Genomic DNA, 20,556 nt, shown 5'->3' with positions numbered 1-20,556 from the left:
ATGGAATAATTGAAGGACGGAATGGAAAGCGCCCCTCCGCCTTTCTCCTAAAGCCTGGATCCTAAATCCTTGATCCTAAATCCTTGATCCCAGGCCCACCTCCTCCCTCTTCGTGTCATTTTGTGCACCTTCCCCGGCATCCCCGCCAATTTGTCCGATATGCCAAAAAAATCGATTCATGATACAACTAAAGGTATTTCCCAGGCCTTTAGAAAGGGTTAAATCCCCCGTAACTGAATGAACGGTCTTTTTCGCGAAACCTGGACGAACCTCACCGCCACGGAACGCGACGTTGCGACGGTACTGAGCATCGTTTTTGAAGAACGCTCGGTACTTGACTTGTCCCGGCTACTGAACAAGATTGGCTTGCAACCTCCCCCCGGAGAAACCCGCTTTACCCACGCGGGCACGGAGCAGATCGTGCACAAGCTGCACGAACTGGAGGTGGTTGTCCGCCACGACGATCGCAACTGGCGCATCAACGTAGACCTGAGCGAGGCCATCATGCGGCACGCCAGCCGACGCCCCGACTTCAGCTACCTGCTTAACGAAATCCGCCGCGAGCTTCCCTACAAAACCTACTGGCAACCCTCCAGCCCCTTCGCGCTGATGCGCGAAATCCGCATCAGCTTCTACCTGCAGAACGAAGCCAGCTTTGACCGGCTGCAGCGGGAAGCCGAAACCTTCTATCCGGATCAGGCACAACGGGGCAACTTCATTGAGCCGCTCTTCGCCGAATTCGACGCCCGTTGGGTGGACAATCTCCTCCCCAAGTGGCAGGAGATCAACGTAAAGAATGCCTTCCGCAAGGCCATCCTCTCCCTGGAACCGCTGGACGAACTCGTGGAGTTCCTGGAACAGCACGAACTGATCCGGAACCCGGAATCCGGTGGCATGCGGGAGCTACTCGCCGAAGCCTTCGTGCTTCAGGGTGCCTGGAGCCGCCTTCAGCTGTGGGCTGACCTGGAAACCGACGAGTGGCGCCAAAGTGCCAACCACCTCATTTACCACGTCCTCCGTGACGACGACGAGGGGGCCATGGAGTTGATCGACGAAGTCCGGAAGGGATACCGCCGTGAATTCGACAACAAGTTCCCCGCCCACCTCGCCGGTTACCTCTACCTGCTCTCCCTGTTACGGAACGGTGGTGTGAAGAGTGCCGAAGTCATTGGTCGGCACCTGGAAAACGTCGACCCCACCCAAAACCTGCGCCTGGCCGGTACCTATCTGGTCCTCCGCTCTCTGTTCGCCTACCTACGCAATGACGAAAAGGCCCAAGCCATCGCCGACGAAGGCTTGGCCAGTACCGACCACAACGCCTTTACCCTCACCTTCCAGGCGCTGTACCGGATGTGGACGGACAGCTCCACCAAACCCGTGGACGAAGCCTACATCGCTCGGCTGGATCAGCTCCGTGACCGGGCCCAGGAAAGCGGCTACCGCTGGGTAGAAATGGAACTGACGCGGGTCCTTTCCCGCCGTCACCCCAACAAGGAGGCGCGGGCAGCCTACGCAGAACGGGCCGAAGCCCTCAGCCAGGAGCTGCGCATCTTCTCCCTGTCCAACGCCATGCCCCGGATCGAACCCTGGGAACGCGCACTGGAGGTCCTTGCCACGATGGGCGCCTCGGACAAAAACGGCGAGAAGAAACGGGCCAAGAAAACGGCCCGCTTCGTCTGGTTCGTTGACTTTGAGGCCCGGGAGCTGGAGCCCCGGGAACAAACGCTGGCCAAGAACGGCAGCTGGTCCAAAGGCCGCAAGGTTGCCCTCAAACGCGTCAAGCAGGGAGACGTGGAGGGAATGACCCCCCAGGACGTTTCCGTGGCCAAATCCATTGAGGAAGATTACAGTAAATACCACCCCAACGGCCACTTCCGCATCGTATACGAAGACGCGCTGGTGGCCCTGGTCGGCCACCCGAACCTTTACCTCAAACAGAATCCATCGATTGGGGTAGAGCTGGTGCGCCGTAACCCGCAGCTCCTGATCGAGGAAGGAGACAACCGGCTGTACCTGCGCTTTGCGCAGGAGTTCAGCGGCACGGGCGTCCAGGTGGTCAAGGAAACGCCCACCCGCTACCAGGTCATCGAGGTCAACGAGGCCCACGACAATATTCACCGGCAAATCGGTGCCGGACTGGAAATCCCGAAGCGGGCCCGCCATCGCCTGACGGAGGTGAGCCGCAACCTCAGTAAGATCGTCGAAGTACAGAGCACCCTGAACGGGGTAATCGACGACGTGGATGAGGCCAAGGCAGACGAACGCATTTACGTCCACCTGCTTCCCATCGGGGAGACCTTTAAGGTGGAGTTTTTCGTCCGGCCGCTGCCCGATGACGATCAGTACTTCAAGCCCGGACGCGGACGGAGTAAGGTCATCGGAGAAAAGGGTGGCCTGCGCCGCCTGGCCGAGCGCAACCTGAGCAAGGAGATCGAGCTGGCCGAGCAGATGATTCTGGAGTGCCCCACCTTGCAAAAGATCGTCCACCGCGACTACGAGTGGCAGGTCGACGAAGTGGAAGACTGCCTTTCCATCCTGCTGGAACTACAACCCCTGCGGGCCCTGAACAAGATTGTCCTGGAGCACCCCAGGGGCGAACGCATCCGCCTCATCGGCAGCGTAGACTTCAGCGACCTCAGCATCGGGGTGCGCGAAAAAGCCGGCTGGTTTGACGTGGAGGGTACCCTGGCGGTAGACGACAACCAGGTCATCAACTTCCGGGAATTGATGGAAAAGGTGGCCCAGAACGACCAGAGCCAGTTCATCCAACTCAGTGAAGGCCAGTACGTAGCCCTCACGGAACAGCTGCGCCGCAAGTTGCGGGAAATGGAGGGTCTGCTCAGCGAAGGCAAAGACGGCCTGCAACTCCACCCCCTGGCCTCCGGCATTCTGGACGACGTGGCGGATCAGCTCGGCAGCTTTGAAGCCGACGTTGCCTGGCGAGAAAGCCTGCAACGCATCCAGACGGTCAACCAGACCATCGCCCGGGTGCCGACGACCTTCCGCGCCGAACTGCGGCCCTACCAGCTGGACGGCTTCCGCTGGTTGATGCGGCTGGCCGACTGGGGCGTCGGTGCCTGTTTGGCCGACGATATGGGCCTGGGTAAGACCATCCAGGGACTGGCCATGCTACAGGCCCGGGCCGAACGGGGCCCGGCGCTGGTAATCGCCCCGGCCTCCGTCACCCGCAACTGGGTGCGGGAAGCCGCCAAGTTTGCGCCCACCCTCAATCCCGTGCTGCTCACTACCGGCGACCGCGCCCAAATCATTGATTCGGTTGGCCCCTACGATATGTTGGTGGTCAGCTACGGGCTGCTGCCCTTTGAGGGGGAAGCCCTGGCCGCCAAGCGCTTTGGCACCATCATCCTCGACGAGGCCCAGGCCATCAAAAACCGGGGTACGAAGCGCAGTCAGGTGGCCATGAGCCTCCAGGCCGACTTCCGCGTGGCCACCACGGGTACGCCCATCGAAAATCACCTCGGGGAACTGTGGAACCTCTTTAACTTCCTGAACCCCGGATTGCTGAACAGCTTCCAGCGGTTTAACGAGAAGTACACCATCCCGATCACGAAGAACAACGATAATGAGCGGCGGCAGCAGTTGCGGCGGCTCATTCAGCCCTTCATTCTCCGCCGCCGGAAGGAGGAGGTACTGGAAGAACTGCCCCCGAAAACGGAGGTAACCCTGACGGTGGAGCTCTCCGATCAGGAGCGGGCCTTCTACGAGGCCCTGCGCCAGCGCGCACTGGAAAGCATCGACGAGACGGAAGGGCCCAGCCGCCGCTTCCAGATTCTGGCCGAGCTGATGAAACTGCGGCAGGCGGCCTGCCACCCGAAGATGGTGGACCCCAGCCTGGACATCTCCAGCTCCAAGCTGGAGCTCCTCGCCGAAACGGTACAGGAGCTTCGGGAAACCGGCCACAAGGCCCTCATTTTCTCCCAGTTCGTCCGCCACCTGAAGCTGGTGGAGGAATGGGTGATCGAAAACGATATTCCCTACCAGTACCTCGACGGTAGCACCCCCGGCAAGAAACGCGACGAAGCCGTACAGGCCTTCCAGCGCGGGGAGGGCGACCTCTTCCTCATCAGCCTCAAGGCCGGTGGAACCGGCCTGACGCTGACGGCCGCCGACTACGTTATTCACCTCGACCCCTGGTGGAACCCCGCCGTGGAGGACCAGGCCAGCGACCGGGCCCACCGCATCGGGCAACAGCGCCCCGTGACGGTCTATCGCTTCGTGAGTGAAAACACCATTGAGGAGAAAATCGTCAAGCTCCACAACGAGAAACGCGACCTGGCCGACAGCCTGCTGGCCGGCACCGAACAGAGCGCCAGCCTGTCTGCCGACGAGCTGCTGGAGATGATCAAGTACGGATAAACAGCCACCCAAACGTTCAACCATGACCGCCCCACGCCCCCACCTTCACGTATTTCCCGACGGGCCGACCGTCGCCAAAGCCTTCGCCGAATTCCTCCGGGACCGCATGGACGAAAAACCCGAAGGCCCCTTCTTCTGGGCGCTTTCCGGCGGCAGTACGCCCAAGCTGCTTTTCACGTTGCTGGCCGAGTCTTACGTGGACCTGATCGACTGGTCGCGCATCCACTTCTTCTGGGGCGATGACCGCATGGTCCCCTACGACGATCCCGAAAGCAACTACGGGGAAGTCAAGCGGCTGCTGTTCGATCACGTTCCGGTAGTTCCCGAGCAAATTCATGTGGTGGACACCAGTTTATCTCCCGAAGACGCAGCCAGGGCCTACGCCGAAACCATGAAAAAGGTCATGCCCAGCAACGCGGACGGGCTGCCGGTCCTGGACATCAATATGCTCGGTATGGGGGGTGACGGCCACACCGCCTCCATTTTCCCCCACAACCTGGAGCTCATGGAGGCCGATGCCCTCTGCGCCGTGGCCCAGCATCCGGAAACGGGGCAGTACCGCGTCACGATGACGGGCCCGGTCCTGCGCGCGGCCGATCAGGTCGCCTTCCTCATCACCGGTGCCGGAAAAACGGAAAAGGTGAGCCAGATACTGGGCGCTAAGGAAGGAGCCCAAGCACTCCCGGTCAGCCACGTGACGGCCACCAACGGCCAGCTGCACTGGTTTTTGGACGAAGCGGCGGCGGCGGGGTTGAAGTAGATCCTACCTTTAATCAAGCAATTTTATGGCGAGGGACCGCAGGTGCCGTGCGTCAACGAGGAGCAACGATTTTTGAAGTCCAGTTAGGTCGTTTGTCCATCCCCGAAGGAGCGTACGTCTATTCCTTTTGCCCGTTAATTGATTACGACCTAGATTGAATCCCCTAGATCACTCCCACTACCATGGACGAAGAACTGCGCAAAAAAGCCAAGAAGAAAGTAGACGCCAAGATGAGCTTCTACACCACCCTCATCGTGTTCACCTTTACGGCGGTGATCCTCCTCATTCTCACTTTAATCATTCCGGGCATTGGCTTTTGGTTACTCCTTCCGATTCCCGCCCTGGTGATGGTGCTTGGTGTCCTTTACCTGAACGCCTTCGGATACAACCTGAACAAGCCCTACACCGCCGACTGGAAGGAAGAAGAAATTCAAAAGGAAATGCTCCGACTTCGGCAACAATCGCCTGCGGCTGACGCGAAGGCTCCCGCCAAAGACGAAACCATGGAACTCAAGGAGCTGGAAACGCTGAAGGAACGGGCCAACTGGGAGGAGGACATCGTATAAAGAAAGGGTGTTCCGTGAGGTTTCATCAGTGATTCCTGCGGAATCGCTGGTGCTTTTTGGGGATCACCGTAGGCGGTAAGGTATGTGTGGGATGGCATTAGCGTCATACCCCTTCTAGAAGCTATGGCTTGTTCCGTAATAATCAAGTCCAAATTCTCTAGGTTCTGGGCTTCTTGAAAATCATAATCACCTGAAAGTCGAAATCACCCACCCTAGGGATAAGTGCTTGGTGTCGCCTTTCCCCGAAAGGCGACCACCCCATCAAAGAAGGAAGGATTGTACAGGATCGATTGGCCACATTCTTTCGCGGGAGGCCCTTTAGTTATCCCGAGCTGATTCGGTTTCCTTTCGGTGAAAGGAAACACCACCTGCCTCCAATCATTTGATATTTCCTCAAGTAGGAGTCAGGATAAGTCTTTAGTCTGTCAGACTACTGGCCACAAAACTAAAGGTGAAAAAAAGGTATTCATGGGGCACAGATTACAAAGCATACAATGGCCGTAACTCTACGCCATTGTAAGGGTTACAAATTTGTGCTAACCTACAAATTTCCTACCGCTACTAGAAAATGCAGGGACTTGGCTGCCAAATGTTTAACGCACGAAACAGCCTACGTATAAAGGTCTTCCCCGCGCCGGCCCCGGAGGTTTACCCAACAAAAGTTTGGCGCCGGAGTCTTATCCATGAGCGAAACCCGGTTGGGAAATCCTTTCGCTCAACACACCAGGCCAACCCGCTCATGTGGCCCGTTCTCCGGCCGCGCCTTAGCTTTGCCGCCCACCAAATGTCCACCGATTTTAACGCTGCAGGAAAAATGACCATCGGATTTGACGCCAAGCGGCTCTATGGCAACTTTACCGGACTCGGTAATTACAGTCGGGCCATCGTGCAAAACCTCCAGCGGCAGTATCCGGAGCACCAGTACCATCTGTACACCACCAAAATCAACCGTACGCCGGAGACGCTGCCCTTCCTTCAGCACCCCGACCTCCGGACCTTCCGGACCGACGCGCGGCTGAAGGCCTACTGGCGCAGTTACGCCATCGTCAACCAACTCCGAAAGGACGGCATTGAGCTTTACCACGGCCTGAGCAACGAAATTCCCTTTAGTCTCGCCGGTAGCGGGATCAGGAGCGTGGTGACCATCCACGACCTCATTTTCAAGACCCTCCCCCACACCTACCCGCTGGTGGACCGGATGATCTACGACTGGAAGTTCAAAAACAGCTGCCAAAAGGCCGACCGGGTCATCGCCATCAGTGAGAGCACGAAGCGGGACATCGTTGATCTGTACGGGATTGTCCCGGAGAAAATTGAGGTCATCTACCAGCAGTGTAACCCCCTGTTTTACCAGCCGGCCGATGAAGCGTTAACCACCCAAATCGCGCAGCGCTATCAGCTCCCCACGGACTTCCTCCTGTACGTGGGCAGTATCGAAAAAAGGAAAAACCTGGCCAACATCGTCCGGGCCTACCGTCATCTCCCGCCGGACCAGCAGGTTCCGTTGGTCGTGGTGGGCCGACGGAACGATTCTCCCTACCGCCGGGAAGTCAACGAACTCATCGCCGCCTCCGACCTGGAAGACAAGGTCATCTGGATTACGGACCTGGAAGATAACTACGCTCTCCAGAGCCTCTACCACCTGGCCAGCCTCCTGGTGTACCCTTCCCAGTACGAAGGCTTCGGCCTTCCCGTAGCGGAAGCCCTGCTGAGTGGTACCCCGGTGGTAACCGCCAACGTTTCTTCCCTGCCCGAAGCGGGCGGCCCCCAGTCTCAGTACGTTGATCCGGAAAGCCCGGAGGACATCGCCGCGGCCATCGGCCGGGTGCTGAACGACACCGAGCTGCGGGCCTCCATGGTGGAGGCCGGGCGGCAATACGCCCGCCACACCTTCTCCCCGGACCGCGTCACCACACAGCTAATGGACTGCTACCAACGGGTACTGGCGGGATGAGGGCGGGCCCCTTTGCTTCCACCCTAGATCTCTGCACCTGCGGTCACGCCCAATGCATTACTTTCCACCCCTGCTTGCAACCGCACGGCCGGGATGCTGGTCTTTTGATTAGTTTTTCCAGCCCCTCTTTCGCCAACGCTCCGGCGAAGGCAGACGGGTAAACCTCTAACCCCCACGCTATGAGATTTTTCCTCCCCCTGATGGCCATCACCCTATTGTTCAGCTGTGGTAGCCCGAATACCCCTCACCAAGAAGACGCCACGCAGAGGGCCAAAGACTCCCTGTCCGCCGCCCTACGGACCATTCACGCCGAGGGTATAATTAACGGCTTCGCCGTTGGGGTGGTCGACCAGGAAGGGATTATTTATACTGAAGGTTTCGGATACGCTGACGTAGAAAAACAGCTTCCCTACACGGCCGCCACCGTGCAGAATATTGCCTCCATTTCCAAGACGCTCATCGGCATTTCTTTGCTGAAGGCCCAGGAGCTGGGACACCTGTCCGTCGACGATCCAGTTTCCAAACACCTCGACTTCCCGGTGGTCAACCCCCATTTCCCCGACCAGGAAATAACCCTCCGGCACCTGGCCACCCACACCTCTTCCATCATGGACGGGGATGTCTACGACGAGCAGTCCTACCTGCTGCTCACCGAAGTGGACTCCACGGGGACAAAAAAGATGGAAATTCCCGAAGAATTTAATTCTCCACGGGAGGCGCCCATGGGTAATTTTTTGGAAAAGGTCCTTTCTCCGGCCGGATCCTGGTACTCACCGGATAATTTTATGCAACAACCTCCGGGACAACTGTTTGAATACACCAACATCGGGGCCACCCTGGCGGCCTACGTCATCGAGCGCGCGAGTGGAGTACCCTACGATGAATTTACCACCCGGCACATCCTCCGTCCACTCGGCATGACCGGTTCGGGTTGGGCGTACGAAGCCGTTGGGGAAAATCATTCCATCCTTTACGCCGAGGGAGACACCAAGCTACCGCCGTACCGACTAATCACCTATCCGGACGGAGGGCTGAGAACGTCTTCGGAGGACCTGAGCAAGTATCTAAAGGAGCTCATTCGCGGTTATGCGGGATCGGGGACATTGCTGAGCCAGGAAAGTTATCGGGAGTTCTTCCGCAAGCAGCTTTCCGAAGAAAATTTCACGGAGCGAAACGCTGATCATCCCTACAATGACGAGTATGATTTTGGTTTATTTATCGGATTTTCCGCCAAAGGTTATGCCGGTCATACCGGTGGCGACCCCGGGGTGTCCTCCCTGATGTTCTTCCACGAGGAAAGAAAAGTAGGCCGGCTACTGATCATCAACACCGACCTGCGCAGCGAAGAAGGCGTAAAACAATTCATCAACATCTGGGAAACCCTGGAGGGTTACGAGGCACGACTGAAATAAGCCCTCCGGTTAGCCGGCGCAACCATCGCTGCCTTCGGGCTTGCTTAAGGGTGAGTAGGTATTCCGCAAGGCCGTTTAGATTTCCGCCACAAATGCTATCTTTGCCCATCCAAAAGAAAAGATACCCCATGGCCAATTCAACTGCCGCCGATCGCCGTAAATACTGGATGCTTTTCCTGGTTTTTCTGGTCATTTTCTTCCTGATGCTACTCTTCATGAATCAGTGGTTCTGGGTAGCGATGCCCTTTATGCTGACCTTCCTGGTGATGGCGCTGGGGTATATGTAGGGAATTAGTTTTTTAGACTATTGGTCTGTTGGTCTGTTGGTCTGTTAGACTATTGGTCTTTTAGTCTGTTGGTCCGTTAGTCTGTTGGACGGGGCCATCAATACTGGAGGTAGATTACCGCTTTTTCCTCGAAGAATTCTTCCTGGAACATTTCCCGGATGGGGTATTCCTCCAGGTAGGCGGACTTAGGCAGGGCCGCCATTTCCTCCGTCAAGTCGGTTCCCTTCAGGGCCAGGATGCCGTTGGGCAGCGCGTGGCGCTGCGTCGGCGTGATGAGCCGCATACTCCACTCGGCCAGCTTTTCCATCCGCGCCACGGCGCGCGTAACGACAAAATCGAACTCCCGCTTTTTCAGTTCCTCGGCCCGTTGTTGCCGTGCCCGGCAGTTGGTCAGTCCGAGGGCCGCAATCACTTCGTTGCACACCCGGATTTTTTTGGCGGTGCCATCGATGAGGAGGAAGTCCGTTTCGGGGAACATGATCGCCAGGGGAATGCCGGGAAACCCGCCGCCGGTGCCCAGGTCCAGAACTTTGGCACCGGGCTTAAACTTCAGGACTTTGGCGATGGCCAGCGAGTGCAGCACGTGCTTGACGTAGAGGTTGTCAATGTCCTTGCGGGAGATGACGTTAATCTTGGCGTTCCAGTCGCGGTACAGCTCGTCCAGGGCGGCGTAGTGAGCGCGCTGCTGTTCGGTAAGTTCGGGGAAGTATTGGTCAATCAATGCGGCAGTCATCGGCGTACGGTTGGGGCACAAAGCTAGTGGATATTGCCGTAGGTTAAACTCCCTTGGACCCGTAACATTAATCGAAGCACCACAGTTTTCGGTAGAAATCATTTCCGTTCCCGGTGACGGGACCGCACATTTGACCATGCGATCACTGAAAAGGGGAGAATTCTTCGGGGACACCAATCTTCGCGACGAGCGGGACGGACTCACGTTTACCGACACGGTCTACACCCACGCCAGGGTCGACTGGCACCACCACGAACACCCCTATTTCACCTATCTGCTGGCGGGAAAGCTCCTGGAAAAGAGTCGCCGGCACGAGCATCGGCTGACCGGAGGGAGCCTGCTCTTCCACCACTGGGACGACACCCACCGCAACGAAAAGCCCCCCGGCTACGCCCGGGGTTTTCACGTCGAAATTACCGGGGAATGGTTTGACCGTTTTGGGCTGAAAGCCGATGACTACCGGGGTTTCCACCGCCTGGCTGATCCCGGCGTGCGCCTGCGCATGATGGAGCTCTGGCAGATTTTCCGCCGGGGCGGAAGCACCGCCGAGCGGGACGTGGAACTTTTGAACGTCTTCGACGCGCTGCGGGGTGCGGGAATCCGGGAGGAACGGCATAACCCGCCGTGGGTACACCGACTACGGGAAATCCTCTACGAAGACCCCCGGGAGCAAAGCCTTACGGAGCTGGCCGCCAGCGTGGGGGTTCACCCCGTCCACCTTTCCCGCAATTTTCGCCGTCACTTCGGCTACGGCTTCAGCGCGTATCGCCGCCTGATCCGTAACCATCGTTCCGCCCTGATGCTCCGCACCGGTAACCGGACCCTGAGCGAGGTCGCCCACCACTGCGGCTACGCGGACCAGAGTCACTTCATCCGGGAATACAAACAACAATTCCGGCAACTCCCTTCCCAGGCCCGCCGGGAGGTGCCGTAGGGGAGGTTAATTTTATACAATGCCGTTTGGAATTCCACCCGGAACTTTACGGTAAACAAAGATGATGATCCGTCTACCACAAATTTTCCCGCTCCTCTTTAGCCTTACACTACTGGGTACTGGTCCTGCCGTAGCCCAGTCGTCGGCCACGGGCCAGCTCACTTTTCACGATCAGCAGTCGGGGGGCACGCCCCGGAAGCGGATGGTTTTTCGCGAGGGCGACCCCCTCTACGCCAACCTTAAGTTAGCGGCACCCATTGCCGCTTCGCTGGCGGAACTGGCCCCCGACACCCCTAAAGATTCTCTCTTCCTGCGGGGGAATTTTCATTTCACCTTCCGGGTCGACGGCGAAGTTGTGTATGAGGAGGCGCTGAACGCAGGTGCCGGTAGCCGTACGTTTAAGGAGCAAGCGACCGATTTTCGGATGCCTCTTTCCTCCAAGCTGGGCGAAGATTTCTGGAGCCGGTTTATGTGGATGCGCTTTTACTACCGGGGGGGCGGCCTTCTGGCGCTGGCCGAAGGCCAGCACGAGCTCACCCTCGAGGTGCGTCCCTACCGCTACGCCGACGGCAAGACCGGGCAGCTCCTGGCCCGTGGCTCGGTTTTGCTCGATTGCGTCCGCCCCGCCGTAGACGAACGACAGCTGGCCCTGAGCCCCCCGAACTACGACGAGGCCTTCGGCCCCGGCCGGATTCCCATTGACACCACGCTGGTGCAAAACCTGAAGCGCCGCATCCACCAGGGCGTTTTCAAGGACATTACGGGCATTGCCGTCGTGCGGGACGGACAACTGCTGCTGGAAGAATACTTCAACGGTGCTGCTGCGAGCACCCTCCACGATACCCGGTCGGTGGGCAAGACCTTTGCCGGCGCGGCACTGGGCATTGCCATCGCGGATGGCCACATTGCCGGTGAAGACCTCACCCTCGGCGAGGTGTACGATCTGCGAAAATTCGACAATTACCACCCCGCCAAGGAGGACATATCGCTTCGGGATTTGCTGACGATGTCCGTCCCCCTGCAGGGCTCCGACAATGATTTCTCCTCCCCCGGCAACGAGGAGTACATGTATCCCACCGACGACTGGGTGAAATTTGCCCTCGACCTGCCCGTAGATGCCACCAAACTCGAACGTCCCCGCTGGGACTACTTCACCGCCGGCGTCGTGGTGCTCGGTGACGTCATTCACCGGAGCGTTCCCAAAGGCCTGGAGGCCTACGCCGAAGCGAAGCTCTTCGCGCCCCTCGGCATCAAGGACTATCGGTGGCAATACACCCCGCAGCGGGTCGCCAATACCGCCGGCGGCCTCCAACTCAACCTGCTGGGCCTGGCCCGCTTCGGCCAGCTCTACCTCAACGGGGGAAGCTGGAAGGGAGAAAGCATCATCCCGGCGGAATGGGTAGACAAAAGCCTGGCCGAGCAAGTAGCCCTTCCCCGGGATACGCCGGGCGGCGGCTACGGTTACCTCTTCTGGCGACAGCACTACCGGGTGGGCGAAAAAATCTACCCCACCGCCCACTGCTCCGGCAACGGTGGCAATAAGGTGTACGTCTTTCCGGAACAGCACACGGTCATCATCGTCACCGCCCGGGCCTACGGGCGGCCCTACGGCCACCCCCAGGTAGATCAGCTCATGGAAAACTATCTGTTACCCGCCGTGATGAAGGGGCACTAATTCATCCAGTCCAGCGCCTCCATAATTTCGTGGAAGGCGGCCCAGACGGGCTGGTCGGGAACCGGGGCGGTTAACGATATCCGCTGTTTGCTGACGGGGTGGTCGAAGGCCAGCTTCCAGCTGTGCAGGTCGATGGTGCCGCCGGGATTGGAGCGTTTGAAGCCGTACTTGGTGTCGCCGCGCAGCGGCGAGCCGAGGGCCGCCAGCTGGGCACGGATCTGGTGCTTACGCCCCGTCTTCAGGGTGACGTGGAGCAGGTGGTAGCGTTCGCTGCTGCCGAGGTAGCGGTAATCCAGCTCGGCCCGGCGGGCGCCGGGCGTTTCGTCGTCGGAGACGACCGAACGATTATTGCGCCCCTCCGAAATCCACTGCACCAGCGTCCCCGCCTCCTCTTCCGGCCGCTCAGCCACAACGGCGAGGTATTCCTTCTTCACCGTCCCGGCCTTGAACTGCTGGCTGATCGCGGCCTGCGCGGAGGGTTTCTGTCCCAGCAGCACGAGCCCGGAAGTGGGCCGGTCCAGACGATGAATGGGGTACAGGTCGTGCCGGATGTAGGAGGCCCCCAGCCCCAGCAGGCTGGGATCCTTGCTCTTATCGGGCTGCACGAGCAAACCGGCGGGCTTGTTGAAGGCGATGACCTGATTGTCTTTATGCAGGATCCAGTCGCTGATGCGACCGGCAAATCGGTGGGGTTGATCAGCCAAAATGAACGGCTTTACTTGACGTCGTCGAAGTCGATGTAATCATCGTCTTCTTCGTAGGTAATGTCAATTACCTCCTCCTCGCCCCGGATCTTCTGGTCAGGTGGCGGACCGGACTTTACCTGGTTCTGCAGGCGCGTGTACCAGTTGTAGCCGCGGTAGGCGAGGTAGATGAGCAAAATGGTGAGGATAAGATCCATATTGCAAAGCTAGGGACTTTTATCCCGGCCAGGAAGTGCCCGGAGAGGATATTACCAAGTTGTGAAGGGATTGATGGAAGATGGGTGACTTTTTTCGAGAGCGTCCGGCAAAGCAGTAGGGCGCAAGCGCAGGTGCCACGCTACAGGTCTTTAGCCATGCAGACGCTGTTCTCCATCCCGACGTACTGCCCGTAGTTCGGGATGATCGTGTAGCCCGATTTCTGGTAGAGCCGCACCGCCGCCTTTTGCCGCCAACCGGTTTCCAGCACACAGCGCGCGTAGCCCAGCTCTCGCGACCAGTCTTCCAGCTCCCGGAGTACCCTGCCGGCTACCCCCCGTCCGCGGACCGTTTCTTCGGTGAACATCCGTTTAATCTCCATCGCCTGATCGTCGAAGTGTTTGATGGCTCCGCAGCCCACGCTTTGTCCGTCGGCCTGCACCAGAATGACGTACCGGATGGCGTCCAGCCCATTAAACTGGTGGTAGAAATCGTGTTCCTCGCCGTCGGTGACGGCCAGGTAGGCGTCCAGCTTCTTGACGAGTTGCCGGAATTCCGGGTTTTCCGCGTTCGTGCGGTGCAGGGTGATTTCCATATCCCAAAAATAGTTGTCCCCTGCGGGATTTCTTACTTTTATCCCATGGCACGTGTGCTTCTGTTACTATTTATCGGCTTGCTAGCCGTCGGTTCCCTCTCCGCCCAGGAGAGTGCCGCTTCCCTGCGCGCCAAGCGGCAGCGGCTGCAACAGGAGCTCAAGAAGACCAACCGGCAGCTCAAGGCCACGCAGGCGCGGCGGGGGGCGGCCGTTGGGCAGGCCAACCTGCTCCGGCAGCAGATCGAGCAGCGCACGGAGTTGCTGGCCACCCTCCAGGAGGAGGCCAACCGCAACGCGGCGCGGATGCGCCGCGATTCCAACGTGATCATCGCCCTCAACGACGATCTGGACCGGATGGCCGACGAATACGGCACCGCCCTGCGGGCGGCCAATCGTGCCCGCCTCAGTCAGGGGTGGCTGAGCTTCCTGCTGAGCGCGGAGGGCTTCAACGATGCCTTCCGCCGGATCGTCTACCTGCGGCAATACCGGGCCTATCGTAGCCGGCAAAGCCGCCTGATCCGGCAGACCCGCGGTGCCCTGGCCGATCGGCTCGACCAACTGGCCTTCCAGCGCATCGAACAGGACTCCCTGCTGGCCGCGGCCATCGACCAGGACGAAACCCTCCGGGAAGAGTTGTCCATCCAGACCAACATCGTCCGGCAATTATCGGGCTCCGAGCGGGCGTTGCTGGCGAAAGTCCAGGAGCAGCAGGAGCGGGAGAAGCGACTGCAGCGAGAAATCCAGCGGGCCATCGCCGCGGCCGTTGCCCAGGAGGAGGCCGCCGCCCGCGAGCGGGAGAAAACGGAAGGGACCACGGGCAGTACGGCGTCGACCGCCAGTAGTTCGGTCAGCTCGGCGGGCAGTAACATTGCCGAGCGTCGGGGCCGGCTGGGCTGGCCCATCCGCGGGCCGGTGGCCCGCCCCTTCGGCAACCAACCCCACCCCGACGTACCTTCCGTCAGGATCAACAACAGCGGCATCGACATCAACGTGGAGCCCAACCGGCCGGTGGAAGCCATTTTTGCCGGAAAGGTGATCAGCGACCGGGAAGTTCCGGGACTGGGCACGGTGCTCATGGTCCGTCACGGCGGTTACTACACGGTGTACTCCAACCTGTCGCGGGCCTCGGTCCCTTCCGGCGCGGAAGTCCAGGCCGGGGAGACCATCGGCTACACCGCCGCCGATGGCTCCGATTTTCACTTTGAGCTCTGGAAGGGGAAAACGCCGATGAATCCGGCGCGGTGGCTGGGGAAGTAGCTCAGTAGGGGGTAATAAACCTCCGGGCGGCGAAGCGGTTTTCAAATCATAAAATACCTAATATTTTCACCCTGAGGGCCGCACATCTCCAGCCCGATCCATTATCTTGAGTCAAACCCGCTTGTTAGATGCATTTGCGCTATCACCTCACCCTTTTTCTCTTCATTACCCTTGGGTCCCTTTTCGCTACGACCTACTACATCGACGCCAGCGGGGGGAGTAACGCCAACGACGGGCTGAGTCCCGCCACGGCCTGGGAGGATTTGGCGAACATCCGAAACGTTGCCCAGCAGGGTGGCGACCGCTTCTTGTTTAAGCGCGGAGGGCGCTGGGATGGTGCCATGCTTTACGTTACGTCTTCCGGTACGGCAAATGCGCCCATCACCTACGGCGCCTACGGCACCGGCGCCCGGCCCATCATCAGCGTGACGGGAGACCTTCCCGGCACCAGCGATCCCGCGAACTGGCAACCGGGCCCGAACGGGAGCTGGTACATCAGCCAGAACCGCTCCCCCGGCCGCCTCTTTCTGGACGGCGTGGAGGTGCTGCGCAGCAACACCCTGGCCACCCTCAACGTGGCGGACAACGTAGGGGCCACCGGCGTATGGTATTACGATTCAAATACGAAGCGGTTATACCTGGTCAGCGGTGCCAACCCGGCCTCAACCTTTTCCTCCGTAGCGGGCAGCATTCTACCGGATGCGCTTCAAATTTTCCTGGCCGAAAACCTCGTGTTCACCGACCTCGACCTGCGGGGCGGATTTCTGGGGGCCATCCGGTTCCTCGGGGGAAACAATATCCGGGTGGCCAACTGCAACATCGGGCTCAACGCCCGCAACGGGGTAGCGCTGGTCGGGGATACGATGCGCACCTGCCGCAACATAACGATCGAGGACAATTTCATCTACTCCGGCTTTGATTTCTTCTACGGTGAGGGTTCTGACCGGGGAGTCGGTGACGGCGTTTTACTGATCACCGGGGTGACCAACACCACCATCCGCAACAATACGATTCAGGACTGGACCCACAACGGCGTGGAATTACTGGGTAACTGTGGGGTTTGCGAAGGGGTGAACGGCAACCGGGTGATGGGCAACACCATCTCGGCGGCAAACGTCCCCTACGGACACCCATTGGGTGCCGATGGCCTACTGGATAAATGCCGCGACAACGAGATGGCCTACAACGTGGCCACGGATTGCCGGACGTCCACCCAGCTCAACGGCAACCACAACTGGTATCACCACAACACCTTTGCCCGCCAGCGCAACTCTCCTACCAATCTCAATCAGGGAACGAGTGCGGGCATCGTCCTGGCCATTTACGGACTGGGCCTCGTGTGCGAAAACAACCGTTACGAGCACAACGTGGTGCACGACCTCGACGAATCGGGGTTCCTCATCCGCAACTACGGTCTTCCCGGCACCATTCAGGGAAACGTTATCCGCAACAATATCCTGTCCGCCACCGGAAGGGCGCCCTTCAATAACGACTATCCGACCGGGACGGGCATCCACCTTTATCCAAGTTCTGGCGTGGGAGTAAACACCATCCAGCACAACCTCTACTTTGATCCTGCCGGCAGTGGCGTAGCGGTGTACGACCACGATGCCGCCACGGCCTTCACCTCCGATGAATTCAACGCCAGCGACGGAGCAGGCGGAGCCTACACCGACAACCTCACCGGGGACCCCGCCTTCGTCAGTGCCGCGAACACCAACTTCAGACTGACCCGAAATTCCACCGCCATCAATCGGGGACAGCTCATTCCCGACCTCACCATTGACCTCGACGGCAATCCAATTCCGGTAGGGGAAGGGACCGACATCGGAGCCTTTGAATTTCAGTGTTCTTCCCCGAAGTTAGACTGTGGGGGGTTCCCCTGGGACGGCGGGCGGTAGAGGGAGGGTTGGTCTGTTGGTCTGTTGGTCTGTTGGTCTGTTGGTGCCTAGCCGTAATTAAACGTATAAAAACGTAAGTATTCGTTTAATTGACGAGTATTACTTGCTACGGATTGACCTTGGGCCCACACCAAACAACTCTTCATGTCTAGGTCGCGATTCCAAGAATGGTCAGCATATCAGCATGCCTTTATTCTTGCACAACAAATCTTCACGCTGTCCAAAAATTTTCCCCGGGAAGAAACCTACAGTCTTACGGATCAAGTCCGACGGTCTTCCCGATCGGTGTGCGCAAACCTGGCGGAAGCCTACGGCAAGAGAAACTACCCGAAGCATTTCCGATCAAAGATCACCGACTGCCAGGCCGAGAACTTTGAAACGCAAACCTGGCTGACCATGGCACTAGAATGTGAGTACATCAATTCCGAAGACTTCCACTCCCTTACCGAGCTTTCCGAAGCGGTAGGCAAATTGCTCACCTACATGTACAATAACCCACAAAGGTATCTCGCCCGACGAACTAACGAACTAAAACTACTAACAGACTACAGACTACAGACAAAAAAAGGCCACGCTCCACCGGGGAACGTGACCTTACTTGAATAGCATTGAAGATATCTTGCGTAAACCGAATCAGGCCGGTTTCAGCGCCGGGGCAGTAACGCCGACCGGCTGGGTGAGCAGCTCGGGGGTCAGCGCTTCGAAGCGGTAACCAAGAGCGGCGTAGTGGGCCAACAGGCGGGGGAGAAGTTCCCGCACCTTTTCTTCGGACTTGAGGCTGTCGTGCATCACGACAATACTTCCGGGACGCGCGTTACGCACTACGTTCTGGAAGCAGTCTTCCGCGGTGAGTTCGGGGTCAAAATCGCCGGAGAGAACGTCCCACATCACGATTTCGTAGTGACGCTGCAGGAACTGGGCCTGGCTGGGACGCAGACGACCGTAGGGCGGCCGGAAGAGCGAGCTCTTCACCTGTAGGGCGCAGTGACGTACATCGTGGAAGTAAGGAACGTTGTCCGACTTCCAGCCATCGAGGTGGTGCATCGTATGGTTACCGATGCTGTGACCTGCGGCCAGCGTTTGTTCGATCAGTTCGGGATAACGGCGGGCATTGTTGCCGACGCAAAAGAAAGTAGCCTTGGCGTTGAAGGCTTCCAATTGCTCCAAAACCCAGGGCGTGACCTGAGGGATGGGGCCGTCATCAAAAGTCAGATAGAGGGTTGGTTCATCCTGCTTTTCTACTCGCCAATGAAAATTGGGGAATAGCTTTTGGATGACGCGAGGTGTTTTAACGAGGTACATGTTCGGGATATGTATAAATGTGAAAGGTATATGTTCAATATTGCGGGACCCGCAAAAAGTTGCCTTTTTGCGAGCGTTCGGGGGGGTATCCTTAACAGTGCTTGATGTAATCCGGCGGAAAAACCGTGTTGCCGGCCCGTGAATTCCAGTGAACGATAGCAACTACCCGTCAGTGATATTTCGTTCTTGACGAACAAGTGGTGAAAGACAAGGACACATTGCAATTTGTATCAATTACCTTTGCACCGCCTGAAGGCTCGCTGCTATTACGATTATAAACGATTTTTTGGTCCATTTAGCTGCTTGCCAATTAAAATTTTCTGATTCACCGCAGGTTTAATTACAATACCATGAATCCCGTTCGCGTACGTTTTGCCCCTTCCCCTACCGGTGCCCTTCACATCGGAGGCTTGCGCACCGCACTGTACAATTATCTGTTCGCCCGCGGAAATGGGGGTGTTTTTGTACTTAGAATCGAGGATACGGACCAAAAACGCTACGTTGAGGGGGCCGAAGAGTACATTGCCGAGTCACTGGAGTGGTGCGGAATCAGTCCGGATGAAGGCCCACAGAAAGGGGGGAATTACGGTCCCTACCGTCAAAGTGAGCGTCGGGAAATTTATGCGGAGTACACCCAAAAGTTGCTGGACAACGGCAGCGCCTACTATGCCTTCGATACCGAAGAGGAGCTGAACGACCGTCGGGAAGCAGAAAAAGCGGCCGGAAACCACAATTTCCGTTACGACGCCGCCACCCGGATGGGTATGCGCAACAGCCTGAGCCTCTCCGCAGAAGAAACCGCCAAATTACTGGAGAGCAACGCTCCCCGGGTGGTTCGCTTGAAGGTGGATCCCGGTCATACGGTAGTCATCAACGACATCGTACGGGGACGGGTGGAGTTTGCCTCCGCGGAAGTCGACGACAAGGTACTGATGAAGGCCGACGGCCTGCCGACCTACCACCTGGCCAACGTGGTGGACGACCACCTCATGGAAATCAGCCACGTCATTCGCGGGGAAGAATGGCTCCCCAGTACGGCCCTCCACGTCCTGCTCTACCGGGCCTTCGGCTGGGAGGACACGATGCCACAATTCGCGCACCTTCCGCTGCTCCTCAAGCCCACCGGAAAGGGCAAACTCAGTAAGCGGGACGGACAAAAGCTCGGCATCCCCGTTTTCCCGATCAACTGGGAGAAGGGTGCCCCGGAAGACTTCCTGCAGGGATTCCGGGAAACGGGTTTGCTGCCCGCCGCAACGATAAACTTCCTCGCCTTCCTGGGTTGGAACCCCGGTACGGAGCAGGAGCTTTTCCAGCTGGAAGAGTTGGTGGAAGCCTTCAGCCTGGAGCGGATCAACAAGAGTGGTGCCCGCTTCGACTTCGACAAGGCCCGGTGGTTCAACCAGCAGTACCTCATTACTACTCCCGTGGCGGAGGTTGCTCCCCTGGTCCGGGCCCAGTTCGCCGCCGCCGGCCACGAGTTGAGCGACGAACTGGCCGCCACCATCACGGAAATGCTCCGGGAGCGCGTGCACCTGATTCCGGAATTTTTCACCAAGGGCCGCTTCTTCGTGGAGCCCGTTTCGGAATACGAGGAAAAGCCCATCCGGAAAAAATGGAAGCCCGAGCAGCGCCCGGTTTTTGACCAACTCATCACCGATTTGGCGGGCCTCGACGACTGGTCAGCTCCGGCCATCAAGGCGACCACGGTGGCCTTCATGGAGCGCAACGAGCTGGGCTTCGGGGCGGTATTGCCGATTTTGCGCGTGGCCGTCAGCGGTACCGTTCAGGGGCCGGACGCCTTCGAAATGCTGGCCGTCGTCGGGCGAGAAAACACCGTGAGCCGACTACGCACGGGCTACGATGCTTTTGACCAGATCAAGGCCGGATAGGGGGCGAGGGGCCGC

The 20,556-nt window shown here is 58.5% G+C and carries 17 protein-coding genes; 12 read left to right on the top strand and 5 right to left on the bottom strand.

All coding sequences use genetic code 11. The annotated features are described in order from the left end of the window. Window positions 1–237: 237 nt before the first annotated feature. The 6 genes from E1J53_RS13920 to E1J53_RS23985 all read left to right on the top strand — a co-directional run bounded on the left by E1J53_RS13920 (window position 238) and on the right by E1J53_RS23985 (window position 9,356). Window positions 238–4,377 (top strand): DEAD/DEAH box helicase, encoded by a 4,140-nt coding sequence (locus tag E1J53_RS13920; RefSeq protein WP_134273055.1) that lies wholly within the window; start codon window positions 238–240, stop codon window positions 4,375–4,377. Window positions 4,378–4,399: 22 nt separating this feature from the next. Beyond that, on the top strand, window positions 4,400–5,137 hold the full coding sequence (gene pgl, locus E1J53_RS13915) for a 6-phosphogluconolactonase (protein WP_134273054.1): 738 nt from the start codon (window positions 4,400–4,402) through the stop codon (window positions 5,135–5,137). A gap of 182 nt (window positions 5,138–5,319) precedes the next feature. Further along, the gene (locus E1J53_RS13910) at window positions 5,320–5,703 is read left to right on the top strand and encodes a 2TM domain-containing protein (RefSeq protein WP_134273053.1); all 384 of its coding nucleotides are present in this window, start codon (window positions 5,320–5,322) and stop codon (window positions 5,701–5,703) included. Between the two features lie 814 nt (window positions 5,704–6,517). After that, window positions 6,518–7,657 carry a glycosyltransferase family 1 protein gene (locus E1J53_RS13905; RefSeq protein ID WP_173021489.1) on the top strand — a complete coding sequence of 380 codons (1,140 nt, stop codon included), beginning with the start codon at window positions 6,518–6,520 and terminating at the stop codon, window positions 7,655–7,657. Window positions 7,658–7,836: 179 nt separating this feature from the next. Further along, window positions 7,837–9,069: a serine hydrolase gene (locus tag E1J53_RS13900; RefSeq protein ID WP_134273051.1), complete on the top strand. Its 1,233-nt coding sequence runs from the start codon at window positions 7,837–7,839 to the stop codon at window positions 9,067–9,069. A gap of 128 nt (window positions 9,070–9,197) precedes the next feature. Continuing rightward, complete coding sequence (locus E1J53_RS23985; protein ID WP_173021488.1) at window positions 9,198–9,356, top strand: hypothetical protein; 159 nt, start codon at window positions 9,198–9,200, stop codon at window positions 9,354–9,356. A 97-nt stretch (window positions 9,357–9,453) separates the two neighbouring features. Here E1J53_RS23985 and rsmG read toward each other — a convergent pair whose 3' ends face one another. After that, window positions 9,454–10,089 carry a 16S rRNA (guanine(527)-N(7))-methyltransferase RsmG gene (rsmG, locus tag E1J53_RS13895; protein WP_134273050.1) on the bottom strand — a complete coding sequence of 212 codons (636 nt, stop codon included), beginning with the start codon at window positions 10,087–10,089 and terminating at the stop codon, window positions 9,454–9,456. Between the two features lie 136 nt (window positions 10,090–10,225). On the opposite strand from rsmG, the gene E1J53_RS13890 reads away from it, so the two are divergent. Together E1J53_RS13890 and E1J53_RS13885 are read left to right on the top strand one after the other, a co-directional pair. Continuing rightward, window positions 10,226–11,023 carry a helix-turn-helix transcriptional regulator gene (locus tag E1J53_RS13890; protein WP_134273049.1) on the top strand — a complete coding sequence of 266 codons (798 nt, stop codon included), beginning with the start codon at window positions 10,226–10,228 and terminating at the stop codon, window positions 11,021–11,023. Window positions 11,024–11,084: 61 nt separating this feature from the next. Then, window positions 11,085–12,698 carry a serine hydrolase gene (locus E1J53_RS13885; RefSeq protein WP_134273048.1) on the top strand — a complete coding sequence of 538 codons (1,614 nt, stop codon included), beginning with the start codon at window positions 11,085–11,087 and terminating at the stop codon, window positions 12,696–12,698. Here the strand turns inward: E1J53_RS13885 and E1J53_RS13880 are convergent. From E1J53_RS13880 to E1J53_RS13870, 3 genes are all read right to left on the bottom strand, one after another. Then, on the bottom strand, window positions 12,695–13,402 hold the full coding sequence (locus E1J53_RS13880; protein ID WP_154640202.1) for an RluA family pseudouridine synthase: 708 nt from the start codon (window positions 13,400–13,402) through the stop codon (window positions 12,695–12,697). The two genes, E1J53_RS13885 and E1J53_RS13880, sit on opposite strands and share 4 nt — an antisense overlap. Window positions 13,403–13,413: 11 nt before the next feature. After that, window positions 13,414–13,599 (bottom strand): hypothetical protein, encoded by a 186-nt coding sequence (locus E1J53_RS13875; protein ID WP_134273046.1) that lies wholly within the window; start codon window positions 13,597–13,599, stop codon window positions 13,414–13,416. Between the two features lie 140 nt (window positions 13,600–13,739). Beyond that, window positions 13,740–14,192: a GNAT family N-acetyltransferase gene (locus tag E1J53_RS13870; RefSeq protein ID WP_134273045.1), complete on the bottom strand. Its 453-nt coding sequence runs from the start codon at window positions 14,190–14,192 to the stop codon at window positions 13,740–13,742. Between the two features lie 45 nt (window positions 14,193–14,237). On the opposite strand from E1J53_RS13870, the gene E1J53_RS13865 reads away from it, so the two are divergent. The 3 genes from E1J53_RS13865 (at window position 14,238) to E1J53_RS13855 (ending at window position 17,956) form a co-directional block, all read left to right on the top strand. Continuing rightward, complete coding sequence (locus E1J53_RS13865; protein ID WP_134273044.1) at window positions 14,238–15,449, top strand: murein hydrolase activator EnvC; 1,212 nt, start codon at window positions 14,238–14,240, stop codon at window positions 15,447–15,449. Window positions 15,450–15,577: 128 nt separating this feature from the next. Beyond that, window positions 15,578–17,350, top strand: a complete 1,773-nt coding sequence (locus E1J53_RS13860; RefSeq protein WP_134273043.1) for a right-handed parallel beta-helix repeat-containing protein — start codon at window positions 15,578–15,580, stop codon at window positions 17,348–17,350. Between the two features lie 144 nt (window positions 17,351–17,494). Further along, window positions 17,495–17,956, top strand: coding sequence for a four helix bundle protein (locus E1J53_RS13855; protein ID WP_134273042.1), 462 nt, complete (start codon window positions 17,495–17,497; stop codon window positions 17,954–17,956). 27 nt (window positions 17,957–17,983) lie between these two features. On the opposite strand, the gene E1J53_RS13850 is transcribed toward E1J53_RS13855, so the two are convergent. Beyond that, complete coding sequence (locus E1J53_RS13850; protein WP_134273041.1) at window positions 17,984–18,652, bottom strand: polysaccharide deacetylase family protein; 669 nt, start codon at window positions 18,650–18,652, stop codon at window positions 17,984–17,986. A 350-nt stretch (window positions 18,653–19,002) separates the two neighbouring features. Here E1J53_RS13850 and gltX point away from each other — a divergent pair, with 350 nt between their 5' ends. After that, the gene (gene gltX, locus E1J53_RS13845; RefSeq protein ID WP_134273040.1) at window positions 19,003–20,541 is read left to right on the top strand and encodes a glutamate--tRNA ligase; all 1,539 of its coding nucleotides are present in this window, start codon (window positions 19,003–19,005) and stop codon (window positions 20,539–20,541) included. Window positions 20,542–20,556: the final 15 nt, after the last annotated feature.

It is taken from the genome of Lewinella sp. W8 (genome assembly GCF_004375085.3).
In the GTDB taxonomy this organism is placed as follows: Bacteria; Bacteroidota; Bacteroidia; order Chitinophagales; family Saprospiraceae; genus Neolewinella.
This window is presented reverse-complemented; position numbering and strand designations above follow the sequence as displayed.

Coding starts and splice junctions, on each gene's coding strand:
- E1J53_RS13920 (WP_134273055.1), top strand. CDS start 238: ATGAACGGTCTTTTTCGCGAAACCTGGACGAACCTCACCGCCACGGAA.
- pgl (WP_134273054.1), top strand. CDS start 4,400: ATGACCGCCCCACGCCCCCACCTTCACGTATTTCCCGACGGGCCGACC.
- E1J53_RS13910 (WP_134273053.1), top strand. CDS start 5,320: ATGGACGAAGAACTGCGCAAAAAAGCCAAGAAGAAAGTAGACGCCAAG.
- E1J53_RS13905 (WP_173021489.1), top strand. CDS start 6,518: ATGACCATCGGATTTGACGCCAAGCGGCTCTATGGCAACTTTACCGGA.
- E1J53_RS13900 (WP_134273051.1), top strand. CDS start 7,837: ATGAGATTTTTCCTCCCCCTGATGGCCATCACCCTATTGTTCAGCTGT.
- E1J53_RS23985 (WP_173021488.1), top strand. CDS start 9,198: ATGGCCAATTCAACTGCCGCCGATCGCCGTAAATACTGGATGCTTTTC.
- rsmG (WP_134273050.1), bottom strand. CDS start 10,089: ATGACTGCCGCATTGATTGACCAATACTTCCCCGAACTTACCGAACAG.
- E1J53_RS13890 (WP_134273049.1), top strand. CDS start 10,226: ATGCGATCACTGAAAAGGGGAGAATTCTTCGGGGACACCAATCTTCGC.
- E1J53_RS13885 (WP_134273048.1), top strand. CDS start 11,085: ATGATGATCCGTCTACCACAAATTTTCCCGCTCCTCTTTAGCCTTACA.
- E1J53_RS13875 (WP_134273046.1), bottom strand. CDS start 13,599: ATGGATCTTATCCTCACCATTTTGCTCATCTACCTCGCCTACCGCGGC.
- E1J53_RS13870 (WP_134273045.1), bottom strand. CDS start 14,192: ATGGAAATCACCCTGCACCGCACGAACGCGGAAAACCCGGAATTCCGG.
- E1J53_RS13865 (WP_134273044.1), top strand. CDS start 14,238: ATGGCACGTGTGCTTCTGTTACTATTTATCGGCTTGCTAGCCGTCGGT.
- E1J53_RS13860 (WP_134273043.1), top strand. CDS start 15,578: ATGCATTTGCGCTATCACCTCACCCTTTTTCTCTTCATTACCCTTGGG.
- E1J53_RS13855 (WP_134273042.1), top strand. CDS start 17,495: ATGTCTAGGTCGCGATTCCAAGAATGGTCAGCATATCAGCATGCCTTT.
- E1J53_RS13850 (WP_134273041.1), bottom strand. CDS start 18,652: ATGTACCTCGTTAAAACACCTCGCGTCATCCAAAAGCTATTCCCCAAT.
- gltX (WP_134273040.1), top strand. CDS start 19,003: ATGAATCCCGTTCGCGTACGTTTTGCCCCTTCCCCTACCGGTGCCCTT.